The organism is Luteimonas flava (assembly GCF_036584485.1).
GTDB classification, from domain to species: Bacteria; Pseudomonadota; Gammaproteobacteria; order Xanthomonadales; family Xanthomonadaceae; genus Luteimonas; species Luteimonas flava.
Genome location: NZ_JAZHBM010000003.1, coordinates 86726 through 103615 on the forward strand (window position 1 = coordinate 86726; position 16890 = coordinate 103615).

At 69.5% G+C, this 16890-nt stretch carries 17 protein-coding genes; 7 read left to right on the forward strand and 10 right to left on the reverse strand.

Going from position 1 to position 16890, the window contains the following annotated elements:
- Window positions 1-17 precede the first annotated feature (17 nt).
- Both V3391_RS12850 and V3391_RS12855 read left to right on the forward strand, forming a co-directional pair.
- The gene (locus V3391_RS12850; RefSeq protein ID WP_332078826.1) at window positions 18-1793 is read left to right on the forward strand and encodes an endonuclease; all 1776 of its coding nucleotides are present in this window, start codon (window positions 18-20) and stop codon (window positions 1791-1793) included.
- A gap of 148 nt (window positions 1794-1941) precedes the next feature.
- On the forward strand, window positions 1942-2730 hold the full coding sequence (locus tag V3391_RS12855; RefSeq protein ID WP_332078827.1) for a TatD family hydrolase: 789 nt from the start codon (window positions 1942-1944) through the stop codon (window positions 2728-2730).
- Window positions 2731-2734: 4 nt separating this feature from the next.
- On the opposite strand, the gene V3391_RS12860 is transcribed toward V3391_RS12855, so the two are convergent.
- The 4 genes from V3391_RS12860 to V3391_RS12875 all read right to left on the reverse strand — a co-directional run bounded on the left by V3391_RS12860 (window position 2735) and on the right by V3391_RS12875 (window position 5461).
- The gene (locus tag V3391_RS12860; RefSeq protein WP_332078828.1) at window positions 2735-3529 is read right to left on the reverse strand and encodes an undecaprenyl-diphosphate phosphatase; all 795 of its coding nucleotides are present in this window, start codon (window positions 3527-3529) and stop codon (window positions 2735-2737) included.
- Window positions 3530-3607: 78 nt separating this feature from the next.
- Window positions 3608-4258: a hypothetical protein gene (locus tag V3391_RS12865; RefSeq protein WP_332078829.1), complete on the reverse strand. Its 651-nt coding sequence runs from the start codon at window positions 4256-4258 to the stop codon at window positions 3608-3610.
- Between the two features lie 34 nt (window positions 4259-4292).
- The gene (pyrE, locus tag V3391_RS12870) at window positions 4293-4952 is read right to left on the reverse strand and encodes an orotate phosphoribosyltransferase (protein ID WP_332078830.1); all 660 of its coding nucleotides are present in this window, start codon (window positions 4950-4952) and stop codon (window positions 4293-4295) included.
- Window positions 4949-5461, reverse strand: coding sequence for a GNAT family N-acetyltransferase (locus tag V3391_RS12875; protein WP_332078831.1), 513 nt, complete (start codon window positions 5459-5461; stop codon window positions 4949-4951). Before V3391_RS12875 ends, pyrE begins: the two co-directional genes overlap by 4 nt.
- 83 nt (window positions 5462-5544) lie before the next feature.
- On the opposite strand from V3391_RS12875, the gene V3391_RS12880 reads away from it, so the two are divergent.
- From V3391_RS12880 to V3391_RS12890, 3 genes are read left to right on the forward strand one after another with little or no spacing between them, the layout of a single operon-like run.
- Window positions 5545-6363: an exodeoxyribonuclease III gene (locus V3391_RS12880; protein WP_332078832.1), complete on the forward strand. Its 819-nt coding sequence runs from the start codon at window positions 5545-5547 to the stop codon at window positions 6361-6363.
- Window positions 6360-7685 carry an AmpG family muropeptide MFS transporter gene (locus V3391_RS12885; protein WP_425497260.1) on the forward strand — a complete coding sequence of 442 codons (1326 nt, stop codon included), beginning with the start codon at window positions 6360-6362 and terminating at the stop codon, window positions 7683-7685. Before V3391_RS12880 ends, V3391_RS12885 begins: the two co-directional genes overlap by 4 nt.
- Window positions 7682-7948: a hypothetical protein gene (locus tag V3391_RS12890; protein WP_332078833.1), complete on the forward strand. Its 267-nt coding sequence runs from the start codon at window positions 7682-7684 to the stop codon at window positions 7946-7948. The genes V3391_RS12885 and V3391_RS12890 overlap by 4 nt, the downstream gene beginning before the upstream one ends.
- A 58-nt stretch (window positions 7949-8006) precedes the next feature.
- Here the strand turns inward: V3391_RS12890 and V3391_RS12895 are convergent, their stop codons facing one another.
- Both V3391_RS12895 and V3391_RS12900 read right to left on the reverse strand, forming a co-directional pair.
- Window positions 8007-9140 carry an anhydro-N-acetylmuramic acid kinase gene (locus V3391_RS12895; protein ID WP_332078834.1) on the reverse strand — a complete coding sequence of 378 codons (1134 nt, stop codon included), beginning with the start codon at window positions 9138-9140 and terminating at the stop codon, window positions 8007-8009.
- Between the two features lie 69 nt (window positions 9141-9209).
- Window positions 9210-10676, reverse strand: coding sequence for a M23 family metallopeptidase (locus V3391_RS12900; RefSeq protein WP_332078835.1), 1467 nt, complete (start codon window positions 10674-10676; stop codon window positions 9210-9212).
- A gap of 174 nt (window positions 10677-10850) precedes the next feature.
- Here V3391_RS12900 and tyrS point away from each other — a divergent pair, with 174 nt between their 5' ends.
- Window positions 10851-12068, forward strand: coding sequence for a tyrosine--tRNA ligase (gene tyrS, locus V3391_RS12905; protein ID WP_332078836.1), 1218 nt, complete (start codon window positions 10851-10853; stop codon window positions 12066-12068).
- A gap of 237 nt (window positions 12069-12305) precedes the next feature.
- Here tyrS and V3391_RS12910 read toward each other — a convergent pair whose 3' ends face one another.
- Window positions 12306-14021 carry a M28 family metallopeptidase gene (locus V3391_RS12910; protein ID WP_332078837.1) on the reverse strand — a complete coding sequence of 572 codons (1716 nt, stop codon included), beginning with the start codon at window positions 14019-14021 and terminating at the stop codon, window positions 12306-12308.
- A 102-nt stretch (window positions 14022-14123) separates the two neighbouring features.
- Here V3391_RS12910 and V3391_RS12915 point away from each other — a divergent pair, with 102 nt between their 5' ends.
- The gene (locus V3391_RS12915; RefSeq protein ID WP_332078839.1) at window positions 14124-14564 is read left to right on the forward strand and encodes an I78 family peptidase inhibitor; all 441 of its coding nucleotides are present in this window, start codon (window positions 14124-14126) and stop codon (window positions 14562-14564) included.
- Window positions 14565-14650: 86 nt separating this feature from the next.
- On the opposite strand, the gene V3391_RS12920 is transcribed toward V3391_RS12915, so the two are convergent.
- The 3 genes from V3391_RS12920 to V3391_RS12930 all read right to left on the reverse strand — a co-directional run bounded on the left by V3391_RS12920 (window position 14651) and on the right by V3391_RS12930 (window position 16850).
- The gene (locus V3391_RS12920; RefSeq protein ID WP_332078840.1) at window positions 14651-14878 is read right to left on the reverse strand and encodes a hypothetical protein; all 228 of its coding nucleotides are present in this window, start codon (window positions 14876-14878) and stop codon (window positions 14651-14653) included.
- 219 nt (window positions 14879-15097) lie between these two features.
- Window positions 15098-16363, reverse strand: coding sequence for a lytic murein transglycosylase (locus V3391_RS12925; protein ID WP_332078841.1), 1266 nt, complete (start codon window positions 16361-16363; stop codon window positions 15098-15100).
- Between the two features lie 88 nt (window positions 16364-16451).
- Window positions 16452-16850: a YchJ family protein gene (locus V3391_RS12930; RefSeq protein WP_332078843.1), complete on the reverse strand. Its 399-nt coding sequence runs from the start codon at window positions 16848-16850 to the stop codon at window positions 16452-16454.
- Window positions 16851-16890: the final 40 nt, after the last annotated feature.

Sequence of the window (16890 nt, forward strand, 5' to 3'; positions counted from 1 at the left end):
CCGCCACCGGATCCGCCATGCGCGCTCGCCTCCGTCGTCTTCCGCACGTCCTGCTGCTCTGCGGCCTGTCCGCGACCGCGCCTGCCGCGTTCGCCGAGGTCTTCATCAACGAGCTGCATTACGACAACGCGGGCGCGGATGCCGGCGAAGCCGTGGAGATCGTCGCGACCGCAGGCGAGAACCTCGCCGACTACCGCGTGTGGCTCTACAACGGCAGCAACGCGCCGAATGCGGCGACGACCTACGGCAATGCCGCGGTGCCGGCCGCGCAGACGCGCACCTGCGGCGCGAGCGTCGGCATCGCCACCGTCACCTGGCCGCGCGATGGTCTGCAGAACGGGCCGAACGACGGTATCGCGCTGGTCGACGGCGCCGGGAACGTCGTGCAATTCATCAGCTACGAAGGCACGATCGTCGCCGGCAACGGCCCCGCCGCCGGACTGACCAGCCAGAACCTGCCGGTGTCGGAGAGCGCGACCGCGCCGGTCGGCACCTCGCTGCAGCTGACCGGCAACGGCAGCACCGCCGCCGACTTCGACTGGGCGCCGTCGGCGACGCAGACCTTCGGTGCCTGCAATACCGGCCAGACCTTCGGCGGCAGTGGCGGGGGCGGCGACACCACGGCGCCGTCGATCACTGCGACCACGCCGGCCAGCGGTGCATCGGATTTCCCTGCAGCCGGCGATCTGTCGGTGTCCTTCAGCGAAGCGGTGACGCTCGCCAACGGCGCGTTCGCACTGCAGTGCGCGACGTCCGGCGCGGTGACGCTCGACCATGCGAACAGCGGCAGTACGTTTGCCATCGGCACCGGCACCGCCCTGCATGCCGGCGAGGCGTGCACGTTGACGGTCAACGCGAGCGCGGTGACCGATGCCGCCGGTCTGTCGCCGGGCGCCAATACCGTCATCGCGTTCAACGTCGCCAGCAGCGGTGGCGGTGGCGACAGCGGCGACTATTACGCACGCGTCAACGCCAGCAGCCCCGGCCAGCTGCGCTGCTCGCTGCACGCCACGATCCGCGGCCACACTTCGTATCCCTACAGCGGTGGCACCACCAACACCTGGACGATTCTTGAAATCGCCGACGAGGATCCGGCCGACAGCGGCAAGGTGCTCGACGTCTACCGCAACCGCAGCTACGCCAAGGGCAGCGGCCGCGCGGGCACCGGCAGCGGGCTGACCTACAACCGCGAGCACACCTGGCCCAAGTCGCTCGGCTTCCCGTCGACCAGCGGCGACAAGGGCCTGCCGAACGCGCCGCATACCGACGCGCACATGCTCTATCTCAGCGATACCGACCACAACTCGGCGCGCGGCAACAAACCGCTGGCCGACTGCACGGCGTCGGCGAATTGCAGCGAACGCGCGACCGAAGCGAACCAGGGCGTCGGCGGTGGCACCGGCCTGTTCCCGGGCAATTCCAACTGGACCAACGCCAGCGGCTTCCAGGTCTGGGGCCATCGCAAGGGCGACGTCGCACGCGCGGTGCTGTACATGGCGATCCGCTACGAGGGTGGCGTGCATCCGACGACGGGTCAGGGCGAGCCCGACCTCGAACTGACCGACGACCGCAGCCGCATCGTGTCGACGTCGGCATCGCCGGCCTACATGGGCCTGCTGTCGACGCTGCTGGCGTGGCACCAGGCCGACCCGCCCGACGCCCGCGAGCGCGAACGCAATGAAGTGGTCTACAGCTTCCAGGGCAACCGCAATCCCTTCATCGACCAGCCGCAATGGGCGACGCGCGCGCTGTTCGAGAGCACGACGCCGGCGAGTTGCGAGCTGTTGAACTAGGCATCTGCACCTCTCCCTCCGGGAGAGGTCGACGCGCGAAGCGCGTCGGGTGCGGGTCGGGCTCCACGGGCGAATCGAGGGCATGCAGGACGGGCTTCAAAGCCCCGCCGTCTACAATGCACGCCCCCCACGTTGCCCGCAGTCCGCCATGCAGCTGATCGACATCGGCGCCAACCTCACCCACGACAGCTTCGATCACGATCGCGACGCGGTGTTGCAGCGCGCGCGGGACGCGAGCGTGACGCGCATGGTGATCACCGGTGCCAGCCGCGAGCATTCGCCGAAAGCGCTCGAACTCGCGCAGGCGCATCCGGAGTTTCTGTACGCGACGGCGGGCGTGCATCCGCATCATGCGGTCGAGTACACCGCCGAATGCGATGCGGAGATGCGCGCGCTGCTGGCGCATCCGGAGGTCGTCGCGGTCGGCGAATGCGGACTGGATTACTTCCGCGATTTCTCGCCGCGACCGGCGCAGCGCAAGGCCTTCGAGCGTCAGCTGCAGATCGCCGTGGACACCGGAAAGCCGCTGTTCCTGCACCAGCGCGATGCGCACGACGACTTCGTCGCGATCATGCGCGAGTTCGAAGGCCGGATCGGCACCGCGGTCGTGCACTGCTTCACCGCCGGCAAGCGCGAGCTGTTCGAGTGTCTCGATCGTGACTGGCACATCGGCATCACCGGCTGGCTGTGCGACGAACGCCGCGGGCAGCATCTGCGCGAACTGGTGCCGAACATTCCGGCCAACCGGCTGATGGTCGAGACCGACGCGCCGTATCTGCTGCCGCGCACGCTCAAGCCGCTGCCGAAAGACCGCCGCAACGAGCCGGCGTTCCTGCCGCACATCGTCGAGGAACTCGCGCGCGATCGCGGCGAGGCGGTCGCGGTCACTGCAGAGGCCACGACGGCCACGGCGGCAGCGTTCTTCCGGCTGCCGTAAAGACTCAGAAGCCGGACGGCATCAACAGCAGCAGTCCCGCACCCAGCGCGATGCGATAGATCGCGAAGCCCGTGAAGCGGTGCCGCTTGATGTAGCCGAGCAGCCACTTCACGACGATGAAACCAGTGACCATCGCGGCGACGAACGCGATCGCGACATCGCCCCAGGCTTCCTCGCCCAGGCCCTGGTCCATCCACAGCTCCAGGAACGCGTAGGCGCTGGCGGCGAACATCGTCGGGATGCCGACGAGGAACGCGAACTCGGCCGCGGCCGAACGCCGGCTCAGGCCCAGCAGCATCGCGAGGAAGATCGTCGTCGCCGAACGCGAGGTGCCGGGAAACACGCCGGCCACGACCTGCGCCAGACCGACCGCGATCGCCACCGTCCACGTGACGTGCGCATTGTCGCCACGCTTCTCGGCGAAGTACTCGGCGACCAGCATCCAGATGCCGCCGATGATCAGCGCCCAGGCGACCGGCGTGACCGTCTCGGGCAGTTCCCAGCCGGCCATGCGCACCGGCAGGCCGACAAGCGCGGTGACCGCGAAGGCGACGAAGAGCTTTGCCGAATAGTCGCGGTGCTCGCGCTCGCGCAGGCCCGTCGTCAGCTGCCAGATGCGCTGGCGGAACACCAGCAGTGTCGCGAGGATCGCGCCGGCCTGGATGACGATGTTGAAGAAGTCCGAGCGCGCGCCCAGCCAATGCTGGGCGATCAGCAGATGGCCGGTGCTGGAGACGGGCAGGAATTCGGTGAGCCCCTCGATGATGCCGAGGAGCAGGGCGGAGATCGGATCGGACACGGCGTTCATGCGAAGCGGGGGCAAGCCCGCGAGGATACCGGTCGTCGACCCCCGCGCGAACCCGCGCAGTGGCCGCGGTCAGTCGCGCGTGGTGGCCGCGGACTGCTTGAGTTCGCGGTAGCGGGTCAGCGCCGCCTGCAGATCGCCGCCCAGCGCGGCCTGTTCGACCCGCTGCTGGTCGAGGATCGCCAACTGGCGCTGCAGATCCGTGTGCTGGCTGCGGATGTTGTCGATCAGCGGTTTGGCGACGGGCTGGCCGGCCAGTTCGCGCTCGCCGGCCTGACGCAGCAGCGACAGCAGGCTGTTGCGCAGATTGTCGACACCCATGCGCGAGGTCTTGAGCGCTTCGTCCACCAGCACGATGCGCTCGCCGTAGGCGCGGCGCAGGTCGGCTTCGGTCGCGTAGGACTCGACCATCGCCAGTTCCTGGCGCTGGCGCAGGGCCGCGGCTTCGGCGTCGAGCTTGGCCTGTTGCGCGGCCGCGGCGGCGGCGCTGCGTTCCTCGGCGGTCAGCGCGCGGCCCACGTGCGCGGTGGCCATGCCGCTGCGGGCGCTGATCTCGGTGCGTTCGGCATCCACCGCCGACGCCGGCAGTGCGTCGCCGCACACGCGGCGGCCGCCTTCGTTCCAGCAATAGACCTTGCGGTCGGCGGCCGGCTGTTGCGCCAGGGCACCGGTGGAGATGCAGGCCAGCAGCAGGCCGCCCATCAGTCGGATCGAAAGGTGCATGTCGTCCGTCCCCCTGACGGCCCGAAGCGTTGAATCAGCGTGTGGTGTCGCTGCCATGTCGAGCCCGGTAGGCGAGCAGGCGTTCGCGTTCTGCCGCCAGTGTCGCGCTCTGTCCGACAAATGCAAGCAGATCGGACAGCCCGGCGATGGCCACCACGGGCACGTTCTGCTCGCGCGCGACGCGCTGCGCGGCGGACTCCTGGCTGTCCTCGGCCACGCGTTCCTGGCGATCGAGCGCGATGACGATGCCCGCCACCGTGCCGCCCCCCTCGGCGATCTGGCCCAGCGCTTCGCGGATCGCGGTGCCGGCGGTGATCACGTCGTCGACGATCAGCACCCGGCGCCCGGCCAGCGGCGCGCCGATCAGCAGGCCGCCTTCGCCGTGCGCCTTGGCTTCCTTGCGGTTGAACGCGACCGGCAGATCGCGGCCGCGGCGCGCGTATTCGCAGGCCAGCGCCGTCGCCAGCGGGATGCCCTTGTAGGCCGGGCCGAACAGCAGGTCGAACTCGACCCCGGCCGCGTCCAGCGCATCGGCATAGCAACCGGCCAGCGTGGCGATGGCGACACCGGAATCGAAGCGCCCGGCATTGAAGAAATATGGACTGACGCGGCCGGACTTCAGCGTGAACTCGCCGAAGCGCAGCGCGTCGGCCTCGAGGGCGAGCTGCAGGAAACGGGTGCGGTGGTCGGTCATGGCGCCCATTGTCCCACGCCGAGTGCGCGCCGCATCAGGTGCTGCGGCCCGCCGCGGCCGCCGCGCACGATCTCGCCGCTGTCGACGAAGCCGGCGCGCGTGTACAGGTGTACGGCGATGACGTTGGCCGCGTGCACGTTCAGCGCCAGCGTCAGCCGTTCGGGATGCCGCAGCGCGAGATCCGCGCAGCACGCGGCGAGCACCGGCAGCCCGAAGCCGCGGCCCTGCCAGGCCAGGCCGAGCGCGAAGGCGCGCAGCGTGACCAGACGCCGGTCGACGGCCTGCGTCGCGAAGGCCGCGGTGGGGTAGTCGAGGCGGTAGAAGCCGATGACGACGTCGCCCAGCAGCACCGCCATCGCGTCGCTGTCCGGCGCAGCCATGGCGTTGTCGACATTGAAGGCGATGTCGCCGGCGTAGACGGCCTGCGTCGCGGTGAGCAGCAGGCAGCGCGCGGCCTCGGCCTGCGCCGTCGAGGCGATGACGACACATGGCAGCAGGCCCGACGACATCGGCGGAGGATACGCGCCGCGGAGGCCGGCCGCTCAGCACGAATCCGTTAGGCTTGGCGCCGGTACACGTGGATCCGGTCTGCATGAAAATCGTCAGCTTCAACGCCAATGGCGTGCGCTCCGCCGCGAAAAAGGGCTTCTTCGACTGGTTCGTCGCCCAGGACGCCGACGTGCTGTGCATGCAGGAAACCAAGGCGCAGGAACACCAGCTGGTCGGCGAGTCCGGCCTGCATGCGGACTTCCTGCCCGCCGGCTACAAGGCCTGGTTCCGCGACGCATCGACGAAGAAGGGCTACAGCGGCGTGGCGATCTACGCGCGACGCGAACCCGACGAGATCCGCACAGCGCTCGGCTGGGCGCCGTTCGACGACGAGGGCCGCTACATCGAAGCGCGCTTCGGCAACCTCAGCGTGGTGTCGTTCTACATTCCGTCCGGCTCATCCGGCGATCTGCGCCAGGGCTTCAAGTTCGAAGTCATGGACTGGCTCAAGCCCATCCTCGACGAATGGCTGGCCAGCGGCCGCGACTACGTGCTGTGCGGCGACTGGAACATCGTGCGCGCGCGCCACGACATCAAGAACTGGACCAGCAACCAGAAGAATTCGGGCTGTACGCCGCCCGAGCGCGCGTGGCTCAACGCGATGATCGGCGACGCCAGTGGCGATGGCCTGGTCGAGCCGCCGGCGACCGGCTGGCTCGACGCGCTGCGCGTGCTGCGTCCCGATGCGCCCGAGTACACCTGGTGGAGCAACCGCGGCGCGGCGCGCGCCAACAACGTGGGGTGGCGGATCGATTACCAGTTCATCACCCCGTCGCTGCGTGACCGGGTGCGTTCGGTCGCCGTGCATCCCGAGCCGCGCTTCTCCGATCACGCGCCGCTGGTCGTGGACTACAGCGCGTGAGCGCCGCCGCCCCGGCGACACCGGCCGGCAAGCCGTCGATCTGGCGCGCGTTCACCCAGCCCGCGGCATGGACGATGTTCTTCTTCGGCTTCGCATCCGGTCTGCCGTTTCTGCTGGTCGCCGGCACGCTGGCCTACTGGCTGCGCGAGGGCGGCATCGAGCTGCGCGAGATCACGATGATCGCCAGCGCCGGCATGGCGTATTCGTTCAAATTCCTGTGGGCGCCGCTGGTCGACCGCTGGCGGCTGCCGCTGCTCGGGCGCCTGGGCCAGCGCCGCGGCTGGCTGCTGCTGGCGATGGCCGCGGTGATGGTCGGCCTGCTGGCGATGGCCAGCGTCGGCACCGGCCCGCTGCCGCTGTTCGTCGCGATCACCCTGCTGGTCGCGTTCGCCGGCGCCACGCTCGACATCGCGGTGGATGCGTACCGCGTCGAGATCGCGCCGAAGAACGCGCAGGGCGCGCTGGTCGCGACGTATTCGCTGGGTTACCGGATCGCGCTGATCGTCACCGGCGCGCTGGCGCTGGTGTTGGCCGACCACGTCGCCTGGCCGGCGGTCTACCGGGTCATGGCCGCATGCATGCTGGTGCCGATCATCACCATCCTGTTCGCCGCCGAGCCCGACGTCGTGCGCGTGCGCGCGCAGAACTTCGCCCAGGGCCTGCGCGAAGGCGTGGTCGAACCCTTCGCCGATTTCTTCCGCCGTTTCGGCGGCAAGGTCGCGATCGGCATCCTGCTCTTCATCCTCGCGATGAAGATCTCCGACCAGGCACTGATCGGCGGCATCATCGGTCCGTTCTATCTCGACCAGGGTTTTACCAAGACCGAGATCGCCGCGGTGACCAAGGTCTACGGCATCTGGATCGGCATCGCCGGCGCGTTCCTCGGCGGCATCGCGGTCGCGCGCTGGGGCATCCAGTGGCCGCTGTTCGTGGCGATCGTGATGGGCGCCTGCAGCAACCTGCTGTATCTCGCGCTGATCGGCGCCGACGGCGATCTGACCCGCCTGACCATCGTGATCTCCGGCGAGAACCTGGCCCAGGGCTTCCTCGGCACCGTCGCCGTGGCCTACCTGTCGGCGCTGGTGAACATGCGCTACACCGCCACGCAGTACGCGCTGTTTTCGTCGTTGATCATGCTGCCGGGCAAGGTGCTGGGGTTCTTCTCCGGGCACATCGTCGAAGCGACCGAAGGGTATGCGACGTATTTCGTGATCACCGCCGTGGTCGCGGTGCCCGCACTTGTGCTCTTCTTCTGGCTCAAGCCGCGGGTCCGTCTCAACGACGATGACGAAGCGGCCGCCACCGGAGACATCACGGAATGACCGAACTCGTACTCAGGGATCTCGACCCCGCGCTGCTCGAGCGCATCCATGCCTACGCCGACACGCAGGGCTGGGGCCAGGCGCGCACGCTGCGCTTCCTGCTCGAGCAGGGACTGCGCGCCAGTGTCGGCGACGAACGCTCGACCTTCGATCCGGCCGAGGATGGCGTGCTGGCCGCGGCGATCGGTGCGCTGGAGCAGATTCCAGACGACACCTTCGCCCTGATCGGCCGCGGCCCCGCGCAGCCCGCTGCTGCGAGCTGACCTGCGTTCGCAGGACGGGTCGCGCGCAGCGAACCCGTCGCCGGTGTCGCTGGACGTCTCAGGCCAGATGCACGACGCCGAGCACGCGCGGCCCGGCCGCGCCGGTGACCGACGGCAGATTGCCCGGCCGGCCAAGCACGGTCTGCCGCGCCAGCCACGCAAAGCCCATCGCCTCGACATGATCCGGATCGAGTCCGTGCGCGGCGCTCGATTCGACCACCACGCCCGGTAGCGCCTCGCCCAGCGCGCGCATCAACGCGCCGTTGTGCACGCCGCCGCCACAGCCGATCACCCGCGCGGTGCCGGGCTGGGTCGCACGCAGCGCGTCGGCGATCGTCGTCACGCTGAGCGCGAGCAGCGTCGCCTGGACATCGTCGATGGCCTCAAAGCCCTGCAACGCGGACTCGACCCAGTCGAGATGGAACTGGTCGCGCCCGGTGGACTTCGGCGGTGGCGCGGCGAACCACGGCTCGGCCCGCAACCGCGCAAGCAGCGCGGCGTCGACGCGGCCACGCGCGGCCAGCGCACCATCGCGGTCGAAGGCTTCGCCGGTGTGGCGCAGGCACCACGCATCCATCAGGCCGTTGGCTGGGCCGGTGTCGAACCCGCGCACCGGACCACCATCGCCCGGCAACAGGGTCAGGTTGGCGATACCGCCGAGATTGAGCACCGCACGGTCTTCGCCGGCGCGTGACAGCAGCGCCGCATGCAACGCGGGCAACAGCGGCGCGCCGTGTCCGCCGGCGGCGACATCGCGCCGGCGGAAATCGGCGACCGTCGCCACGCCGGTGCGCTCGGCGATGCGCGCGCCGTCGCCGAACTGCAGGGTGAACGGTGCACGGCCGTCGCCATCGCGGCCGTAGGGGCGATGGCGCAGCGTCTGCCCGTGCGACCCGAGCGCGGCAATGTCGGCGGCGACGAGTCCGGCATCGGCGATCGCCGCCAGCGCGGCATCGGCGAACGCATCGGCGATCAGGACGTCGAGTTCGCCGACGTCGTCGAGCGTCAGCGACGCGGTCTGCTGGCCGAGCGCGACCAGGCGCGCCCGCAACGCGCCGTCCCAGGAATAGGTCGCGCCGAACCGCAGTTCGGCGTGCAGCGTGCCGTCGGCGCGATCGTCGAAGCGGACGATCGCCGCATCGATCCCGTCGGCGCTGGTGCCCGAAATCAGGCCGAGGAACAGATCGGACATGGCGTCAGCGCCGGAGATGAGAAGGATGCAAACGAAACGCCCGGCGCAGAGCCGGGCGTTCGGGGCGGATCAGCCGCGGCCGTTGCCGGGCCGCGCGGCGTTCGCGACCTGCCGGTCGGGATCCGGCTTGGCCGGCACCTGCGCGTAGATCACGTTCTCGACCTCGCGGATGCGGGCGAGTGCGGGGCCGGTCTGCTGGCGGAACTGCGCCAGCGCGGCGCCGCTGAGCGGATCGGGCTCTGGCATCGTGTGCTGCAGCGGATTGCGGTGCGCACCGTTGACGCGGAATTCGTAGTGCAGGTGCGGGCCGGTCGACAGGCCCGTGGTGCCGACGTAGCCAATCACCGTGCCCTGCGCGACGCGCTGGCCCTGGCGGATGTTGCCGAAGCGCGACATGTGCGCGTACAGCGTGGTGTGGCCACGGCCGTGGTCGAGCACCACGGTGTTGCCGTAGCCGCCCTGCACACCGCGGAACTGCACGCGTGCATCGCCGGCAGCCATGATCGGCGTGCCGGTCGGCGCTGCGTAGTCGACGCCCTTGTGCATGCGCATCGTGCCCAGCACCGGATGGCGGCGGCTGCCGAAACGCGAGCTCAGGCGCGCGTACTGGATCGGCATGCGGATGAAGCTCTTCTTCAGCGGGCGGCCTTCGGCGTTGTAGTACTCGGCCTTGCCGTCCTGCTCGTAACGGAACGCGCTGAAGGGCTTGCCCTTCGCGGTGAACACCGCCGCCTGCACCGGGCCGCTGCGGATCAGTTCGCCTTCGCGCCAGACCTGCTCGACGACGACGCTGAAACGGTCGGTCTGGGTGACGTCGGTGTTGAAGTCGATGTCGTACTTGAAGACTTCGTCGGTCAGCGTGTTGATGTTCGCGCCCGACAGGCCCAGCTTGCGCGCCGAGTGGAACAGCGAGCGACCCACTTCACCGCTGATGACGACATTGCGGATCTCGACCGGACGCTCGACGACTTCTTCGCGGACGGTGTCGCCGGCCAGGCTCAGTTCGACACGCTCGGTGTCGCTGCGGTCGTAGCGCAACTTGTTGAGCGTGCCGTCGAGGGCGAGGTCGAAGCCCAGCTCGGTGCCCGGACGCATGCGCGTCAGCTTGGCCTTGGCATCGGGCAGCTCGAGGATGCGGTGCATCGTCGAAGCCGGCAGATCGAGCTCGGAGAAGATCGAACCCAGCGTCTGGCCGCGCTCGACGGTGACCAGCTGCCAGTTGTCGTGGGTCTGCTGTGCGGTGCGCTGCTTGGCGGTCAGCGGCGGCAGCGCCAGCGACATCGTCACCAGATCGTGCTGCGGCTCCGCATCGCCGCGCATGGCCTGGGAGACGCCGGGCACCAGCGCGACGACGAGGACACCGAGCGTGGCGAAGAGGCTGGCGTGGCCCCAGTCGCGGCGCGTCCAGCGACCGGGATACAGCCGCAGGCGCGATGCCTGTTCCTGTTGCCTGTTCCGGGCCGCAGCCTGCAGGTTGTCGTGGAGCACCTGCTGGTGGTGCGCGTCGGCCTGGGGCGGCGGGACGGGAGTCGTCATCGTGGGCGGGTCCGGATGGCGTGAACGGCGTGTCAGCGGGGTAACATAGAGACGTGAGGTCCATGCGTCAAATGCCTGACCAGACTGGAATTTTTACCCCGTTCACCGGATAACGAAGCCTTAACCTGGCGTGTCCGCATTCACTTTTCAGCCATCCACGAGATCCCCGCACCGATGTCCCTGCAGCCCGCCACCGCTCCCCTCGATCTGATCGCCCGCGGCACGGACGAGATCCTCAAGCGTGACGACCTCGAAGCGCGCCTGAAGCTCGGCCGCCCGCTGCGGATCAAGGCCGGTTTCGACCCCACCGCGCCGGACCTGCATCTGGGCCACACGGTGCTGCTCAACAAGCTGCGCCAGTTCCAGGACCTCGGCCACCAGGTGATCTTCCTGATCGGCGACTTCACCGGGATGATCGGCGACCCATCCGGCAAGAGCGCGACCCGCAAGTCGCTGTCGCGCGAGGACGTGCTGGCCAACGCCGAGACCTACAAGGCGCAGGTGTTCAAGGTGCTGGACGAGGCGAAGACCGAGGTCCGCTTCAATTCCGAATGGTTCGGCACGATGGGCGCGGCCGACATGATCCGCCTCGCCTCCTCGCACACCGTGGCGCGGATGCTCGAGCGCGACGATTTCGCCAAGCGCTATGCCGGCCAGCAGCCGATCGCGATCCACGAATTCCTCTACCCGCTGGTGCAGGGCTACGACTCGGTCGCGCTGCAGGCCGACGTCGAGTGCGGCGGCACCGATCAGAAGTTCAACCTGCTGATGGGCCGCGGCCTGCAGGAAAGCCACGGCCAGGCGCCGCAGATCGTGCTGACGATGCCGCTGCTGGTCGGGCTCGACGGCGTCAACAAGATGGGCAAGTCGCTCGGCAACTACATCGGCGTGACCGAGCCGGCGATCGACATGGTCAACAAGACCATGAAGATCGGCGACGCGCTGATGTGGGACTGGATCGAACTGCTGAGCTTCGAGATCGGCATCGACGAGGCCAGGGCGCTGAAGGCGCAGGTCGAGGCCGGCACCTTGAACCCGCGCGACGTGAAGCTGCGCCTGGCGCGCGAACTCGCGACGCGCTTCCACGACGCCGACGCGGCCGAACTCGCGATCCGCGGATGGCAGGTCGCGATCTCCGGCGAGGGCGACGTGTCGCTGCTGCCGCTGCAGGACGTGACCGTGCCGGCCGAGGGCCTGCGCATCGGCGCGCTGCTGACGGCGGCTGGCATCACGCCGAGCAATTCGGAAGCCAGCCGCAAGCTGAAGGAGCGTGCGGTCAAGGTCGACGGCGCGGTGATCGACGACGCAGGCCTGGAATTCAAGCCCGGCTTCGAAGGCGTGCTGCAGGTCGGCAAGCGCAATTTCGCGCGCGTCAGACTCGTCGCAGGCTGAGCTCTGCTCCTCCGCGCATGCGGCGTGATTAGTGTCGTGTCTCAGCTGATTCTGGACACGCCGTAATCCACTCCTTCCCCCGCGTGCGGGGGAAGGTTGGGATGGGGGCAAGCTCGACGTACCAAGGTAATTGACGGAGCGTGGACGACCTGCCGCATCTGCGCGCCCTGTCTCGCCGCAACCTGACGCCTTGCCCCCACCCAACCCTCCCCCGTAAACGGAGGAGGGCTTCAAGCATCACTGCGCCGGCGTCGCCCGCGCCGCATCACTCGTCACCCGCCGCGCGCTGAACTCGCTGTCCGCATCCCACGCCGGCCAGGTCTCGCCGTTCGCCAGCGCTTCGGCCAGGCGGTAGACCGTGCGCGTGTCGGCGGTCGGGCCGGACATGTCCCAGCTGTCGTCGAAGGCGTCGCCCGGCTGGTGATAGCGGTGGGCGAAATAATCGGCGCGTGCCGCCTTGCCGCCTTCGACGCCGCCATCGAGCTGGTCCATGCCGGGGCCGATCGTGATCGCCGGCACGCCGGCCTGGGCGAACGCGAAATGGTCGGCGCGGTAGAACAGGCCGGCTTCGAGATTCGGATCCGGCGACCAGCCGCGGCCATCGACCGCGGCCGCCGTGGCGAGATCGCGTTCCAGCGATACGCGACCCTTGCCCCAGGACGAGATGTCGTGCGTTTCCCCGTCCGGGCTCCACATTTCCATGTTGAGCACCGCGGCCGTGGTCTCCAGCGGGCGCAGCGGATTGGCCGCGTAATAGGTCGCGCCGAGCAGGCCGTTCTCCTCCGCCGTCAGCGCGATGAACTGCAGCGTGCGCGCCGGGCGCGGGCCGGCGGCGAACACGCGGCCGAGTTCGATCATCGAGGCGATCGCGGTGGCGTTGTCGACCGCGCCGTTGATGATCGCGTCGCCGCTGTCGTCGGGTTTGCCGACGCCGAAGCTGTCCCAGTGGCCGGACAGGATCACCGTCTCGTCGGGACGCGACGCCCCCGGCAGCATGCCGACGACGTTGTGGCTGATCACGCGGTCGCGCTTGACCGCGAAGGCGAGATCGAGCGTGGCATCGCCCAGCGCGCCGCCCTTGAAGCCGTGCTGCTGCGCGCGGCGCTTCTCGGCCTCGAAATCGAGCCCGGCATCCTGGAACAGCTGCTCGGCAGCGCCGCGCTGGATCCAGCCGCGCATCGGCAGGTGATGGGACTCGGCGTCGGCGCGGACGATGTCGTACTGCGGTCCGGCGCGGCCGTTGCGCACCGTCGCCCATGGATACGAAGCCGGCTCGGTCTCGTGGACGATCAGCACGCCGGCTGCGCCGCGCTTCGCAGCCTCTTCGTACTTGTAGGTCCAGCGGCCGTACCAGGTCAGCGCGCGACCGCCGAAGCGGCCGGGCTCGGCGGCCTCGAAATCCGGATCGTTGATCAGCACGACGACCACCTTGCCGGCGACATCGAGCCCCGCGTAATCGTCCCAGTCGAGTTCCGGCGCGGTGATGCCGTAGCCGGCGAACACCAGCGGCGTGCCCGACAGGTCGACGCCCGAGCCCGGACGCAGGGTTTCGACCGCGATGTCGTCGCCATTGGCCAGCGCGCGCGTGGCGCCGCCGACGTGCAGTTGCGCCGTCACCGGACCGTCGATGACGCTGCGTTCCAGCGTGACCGCCTGGGTCCAGCCGCCATCATCGCCGCCGGGTTCGAGGCCTGCTTCCGCGAACTGCGCGCTGATGTAGTCGACCGTCAGGCGCTCGCCTTCGGTGGTCGGCGCGCGGCCTCCGAACGTGTCGGACGCCAGGATCGACAGATGCCGGGCGAGGTTGTCGGACTGGATGCCGCCGCCGGGAATGTCGGTCGCCGCAGTCGCGGCGCTGGACGCGTCCGCATCGGGCGCGGCGGGCGTCGACGGGGTGCAGGCGGCGAGCAGCAGCGCGCAGGCGAGGGCGGTCAGGCAACGCGGTCGGGACATCGGAAAATCCGGGAACGAGGTGCCGGCCATGATGCCGCAAGTGGCCGAGGCCGCCGCCGATTGGCTACAGTGGCCGCCGGTTCCCCCCTCCAGGAGCACTCGATGATCCGTCGTTTCCGCGTTGCGCCGCCGGCTCTGCTGGCCGCTGCCCTCGTTCCGCTGCTGGCCCTGTCGGCCTGCACGCCCGCGCCTGAAGAAGGCTTCGAAGAAGAACAGCCCGCCGCGACCGCGGCCGATGCCGACACCGGCGCCGGCAGCGCGATCGAAACCGAAACCGCGCAGGCCGAGATCGGCGACACGCCCGAGGCCGCGGCGCCGCCGACCGAAGTGCCGGGCGAGACGCCCTGCGATACCGAAGCGGTGCAGAGCCTGATCGGTACCCAGGGCAGCGAAACGGTCTACGCCAAGGCGGTGCAGGATTCCGGCGCCAAGTCGCATCGCGCGCTGGGCCCGACCGGCATGGCGACGATGGATTTCCGCCCCGACCGGCTGAACATCGATCTCGACGCGAGCGGCAAGATCACCGGCTTCCGCTGCGGCTGATCCGGTTCGTCCGCTGCGACAACCCGAACGCCCGGCTCGCGCCGGGCGTTCTGCGTTGCGGGCCATGCATCCGCGAAGGAGATCGATCAGCGGTCGTCGCGCGTGCGCTTGAAGTCCACCGGCTGGCCATCACGCTCGCTGCTCCAGCGACCGCTGGCATCGCGCTCGCAATCGCGCGATACCGGTTCGCCGGGCTGGCTCGGCCGGCTCATGCACAGCGGATTTGCGTCGGCCGCCGCGCTGTTGTCGCGGTACTCGTAGGAGCCGCAGCCCGCGAGCAGCAGGACCGCGCCGGCGATGACCGGAATGCGCATGACGTGTCTCGATGCGATGGAGATTCGACGATCGCAGATCGTGCGAAGCCTCGCAAATACGGTCGAGTCCGCACGTGGGATGGGTAGAGCGCAGCTTCCCGTTGACCCGCTGCCCACTCGATTCTGCGGTTTCGATCGTCGCTGTCGGTGTGCCCGCGTGGCAACGATGGGTTTCGCTGCGCTCGACCCATCCTGTGAAGCCTGCCGGCACACGCGGAATCAGCGGCCCGCTTTCAGCGCATCGAGAATCCGCACGCCGGCGCGGCCGTCGTCGGGCGTCAGGCCGATGCGCCGCTGTTCGGTCTGGATCGCGCGTCGCGTCGCGGTGCCGATCATGCCGTCGACCTCGCCGATCGCATGACCACGCGCGAGCAGCAGCCTCTGCAGTTCGCGGCGCTGCGCGCGTGACAGGCCCGGATCGTCGGTCGGCCACGGCGTCTGCAACCCGCCGCCACTACGCAGGCGGTCGGCCAGCGTGGCGATCGCCAGCGCATAGCTCTCGGCGGCGTTGTAGGAAAAGATCGCGTCGTAGTTGCTGAAGACGATGAAGGCCGGGCCCTTGGCGCCGGAGGGCACGAGAATCGCCGCTTGCGTATTGCCGGCCGGCAGTGCGCCGCCGTCGACGCGGGTGATGCCGCGCGCGGTCCAGTCGGCGACGCTGCGGCGGCTCGTGCGGCCGGCCTGCGCGGTGTCGAACCCGGCCGGCAGCTTTATCTCGTAACCCCAGGGCTGCCCGGTCTTCCAGCCGGCGCGCGAACGCTTGAGGTAGTTCGCCGTCGACGCCAGCGCATCGGGAATGCTGTCGACCAGATCGCGGCGGCCGTCGCCGTCGAAATCGACCGCGATGCGCGCGTAGGTGCTCGGCATGAACTGCGTGTGCCCGAACGCGCCGGCCCAGGAGCCGGTGGTGTCGCGGTTGCGCAGATCGCCGTCGTGCATCAGCTTGAGCAGGGCGACGAACTCGCTGCGGAAGAACGGCTGGCGGCGGCCGTTGCAGGCCAGTGTCGCCAGCGACACGCGCAGCGGCCGCTTGCCGGAGATGCTGCCGTAATCGCTCTCCACGCCCCAGATCGCGACCACGGTCTCGGCGTCGACGCCGTACTGCGCGGCCACGCGATCGAGCAGCGCGCGATGCTCGACCAGCCGCGCGCGGCCATCTGCCACGCGTTCGTCATCGACGAGACCAGCGAGGTAATCCCACAGCGGCGTGGTGAATTCGGGCTGCGAATCGAGCAACGGCAGCACCGTCATGTCCGGCGTCACGTCGGCGAGCGCATCGAATGACGCCTGCGGAATGCCGGCCTTGGCCGCGTCGCCGCGGATGCCGGCGATGCAGCGCGCGAACGCGGCCGCGTCGTAAGCCGGTGCCACAGCCGGCGCCGGCGTGGCGGGTGTCTGCGCGGCGGCGCCGCCTGCACACAGCAGCAGGCCGGACAGCGCGAGGCGCGCGGGGGTCGGAAGACGAGGCGTCGGAAGACGGAACATGCGGGCGGCCTGCGCGGGCGGGGCGACCACTGTGCACGAGCCGGTGTGGCGGGCGCATCCCCGGGCCGGCGCCGGTTTCACGGTGCGCTCAGCCGAGGTCGCCATCGACATAGAACCAGCGCCCGTCCTCGCGCACGAAGCGGCTGCGCTCGCGCATGCGCACCACGCTGCCGCCACCGATGCGGTACTTCGCGACGAACGCGACTTCGGCATGGTCGGCATCGATCACGTCGTGCGCCTTGACGTCGAGGCCGAGCCAGACCGGCTGCGGATCGTCGAAGCCGAGATCGTCCGGACGCGTGGAGGCGTGCCAGCTCGCGCGCAGGTAATCCGCGTCACGCTGCACGTAGGCGACGTAGCGCGAACGCATCAGGGCCTCGGCGTCAGGCGCCGCGGCACCGTCGTGCAGCGGCTTGCAGCAATCGGCGTAGGTGCGCGGGCGGCCGCAGGGGCAGGGCGCAGCGGGCGTGATGTCGAGTGTCGGCATCGCGCCAGTGTGCGGCCGCGCCAGCGGCGCGCCAACCGGT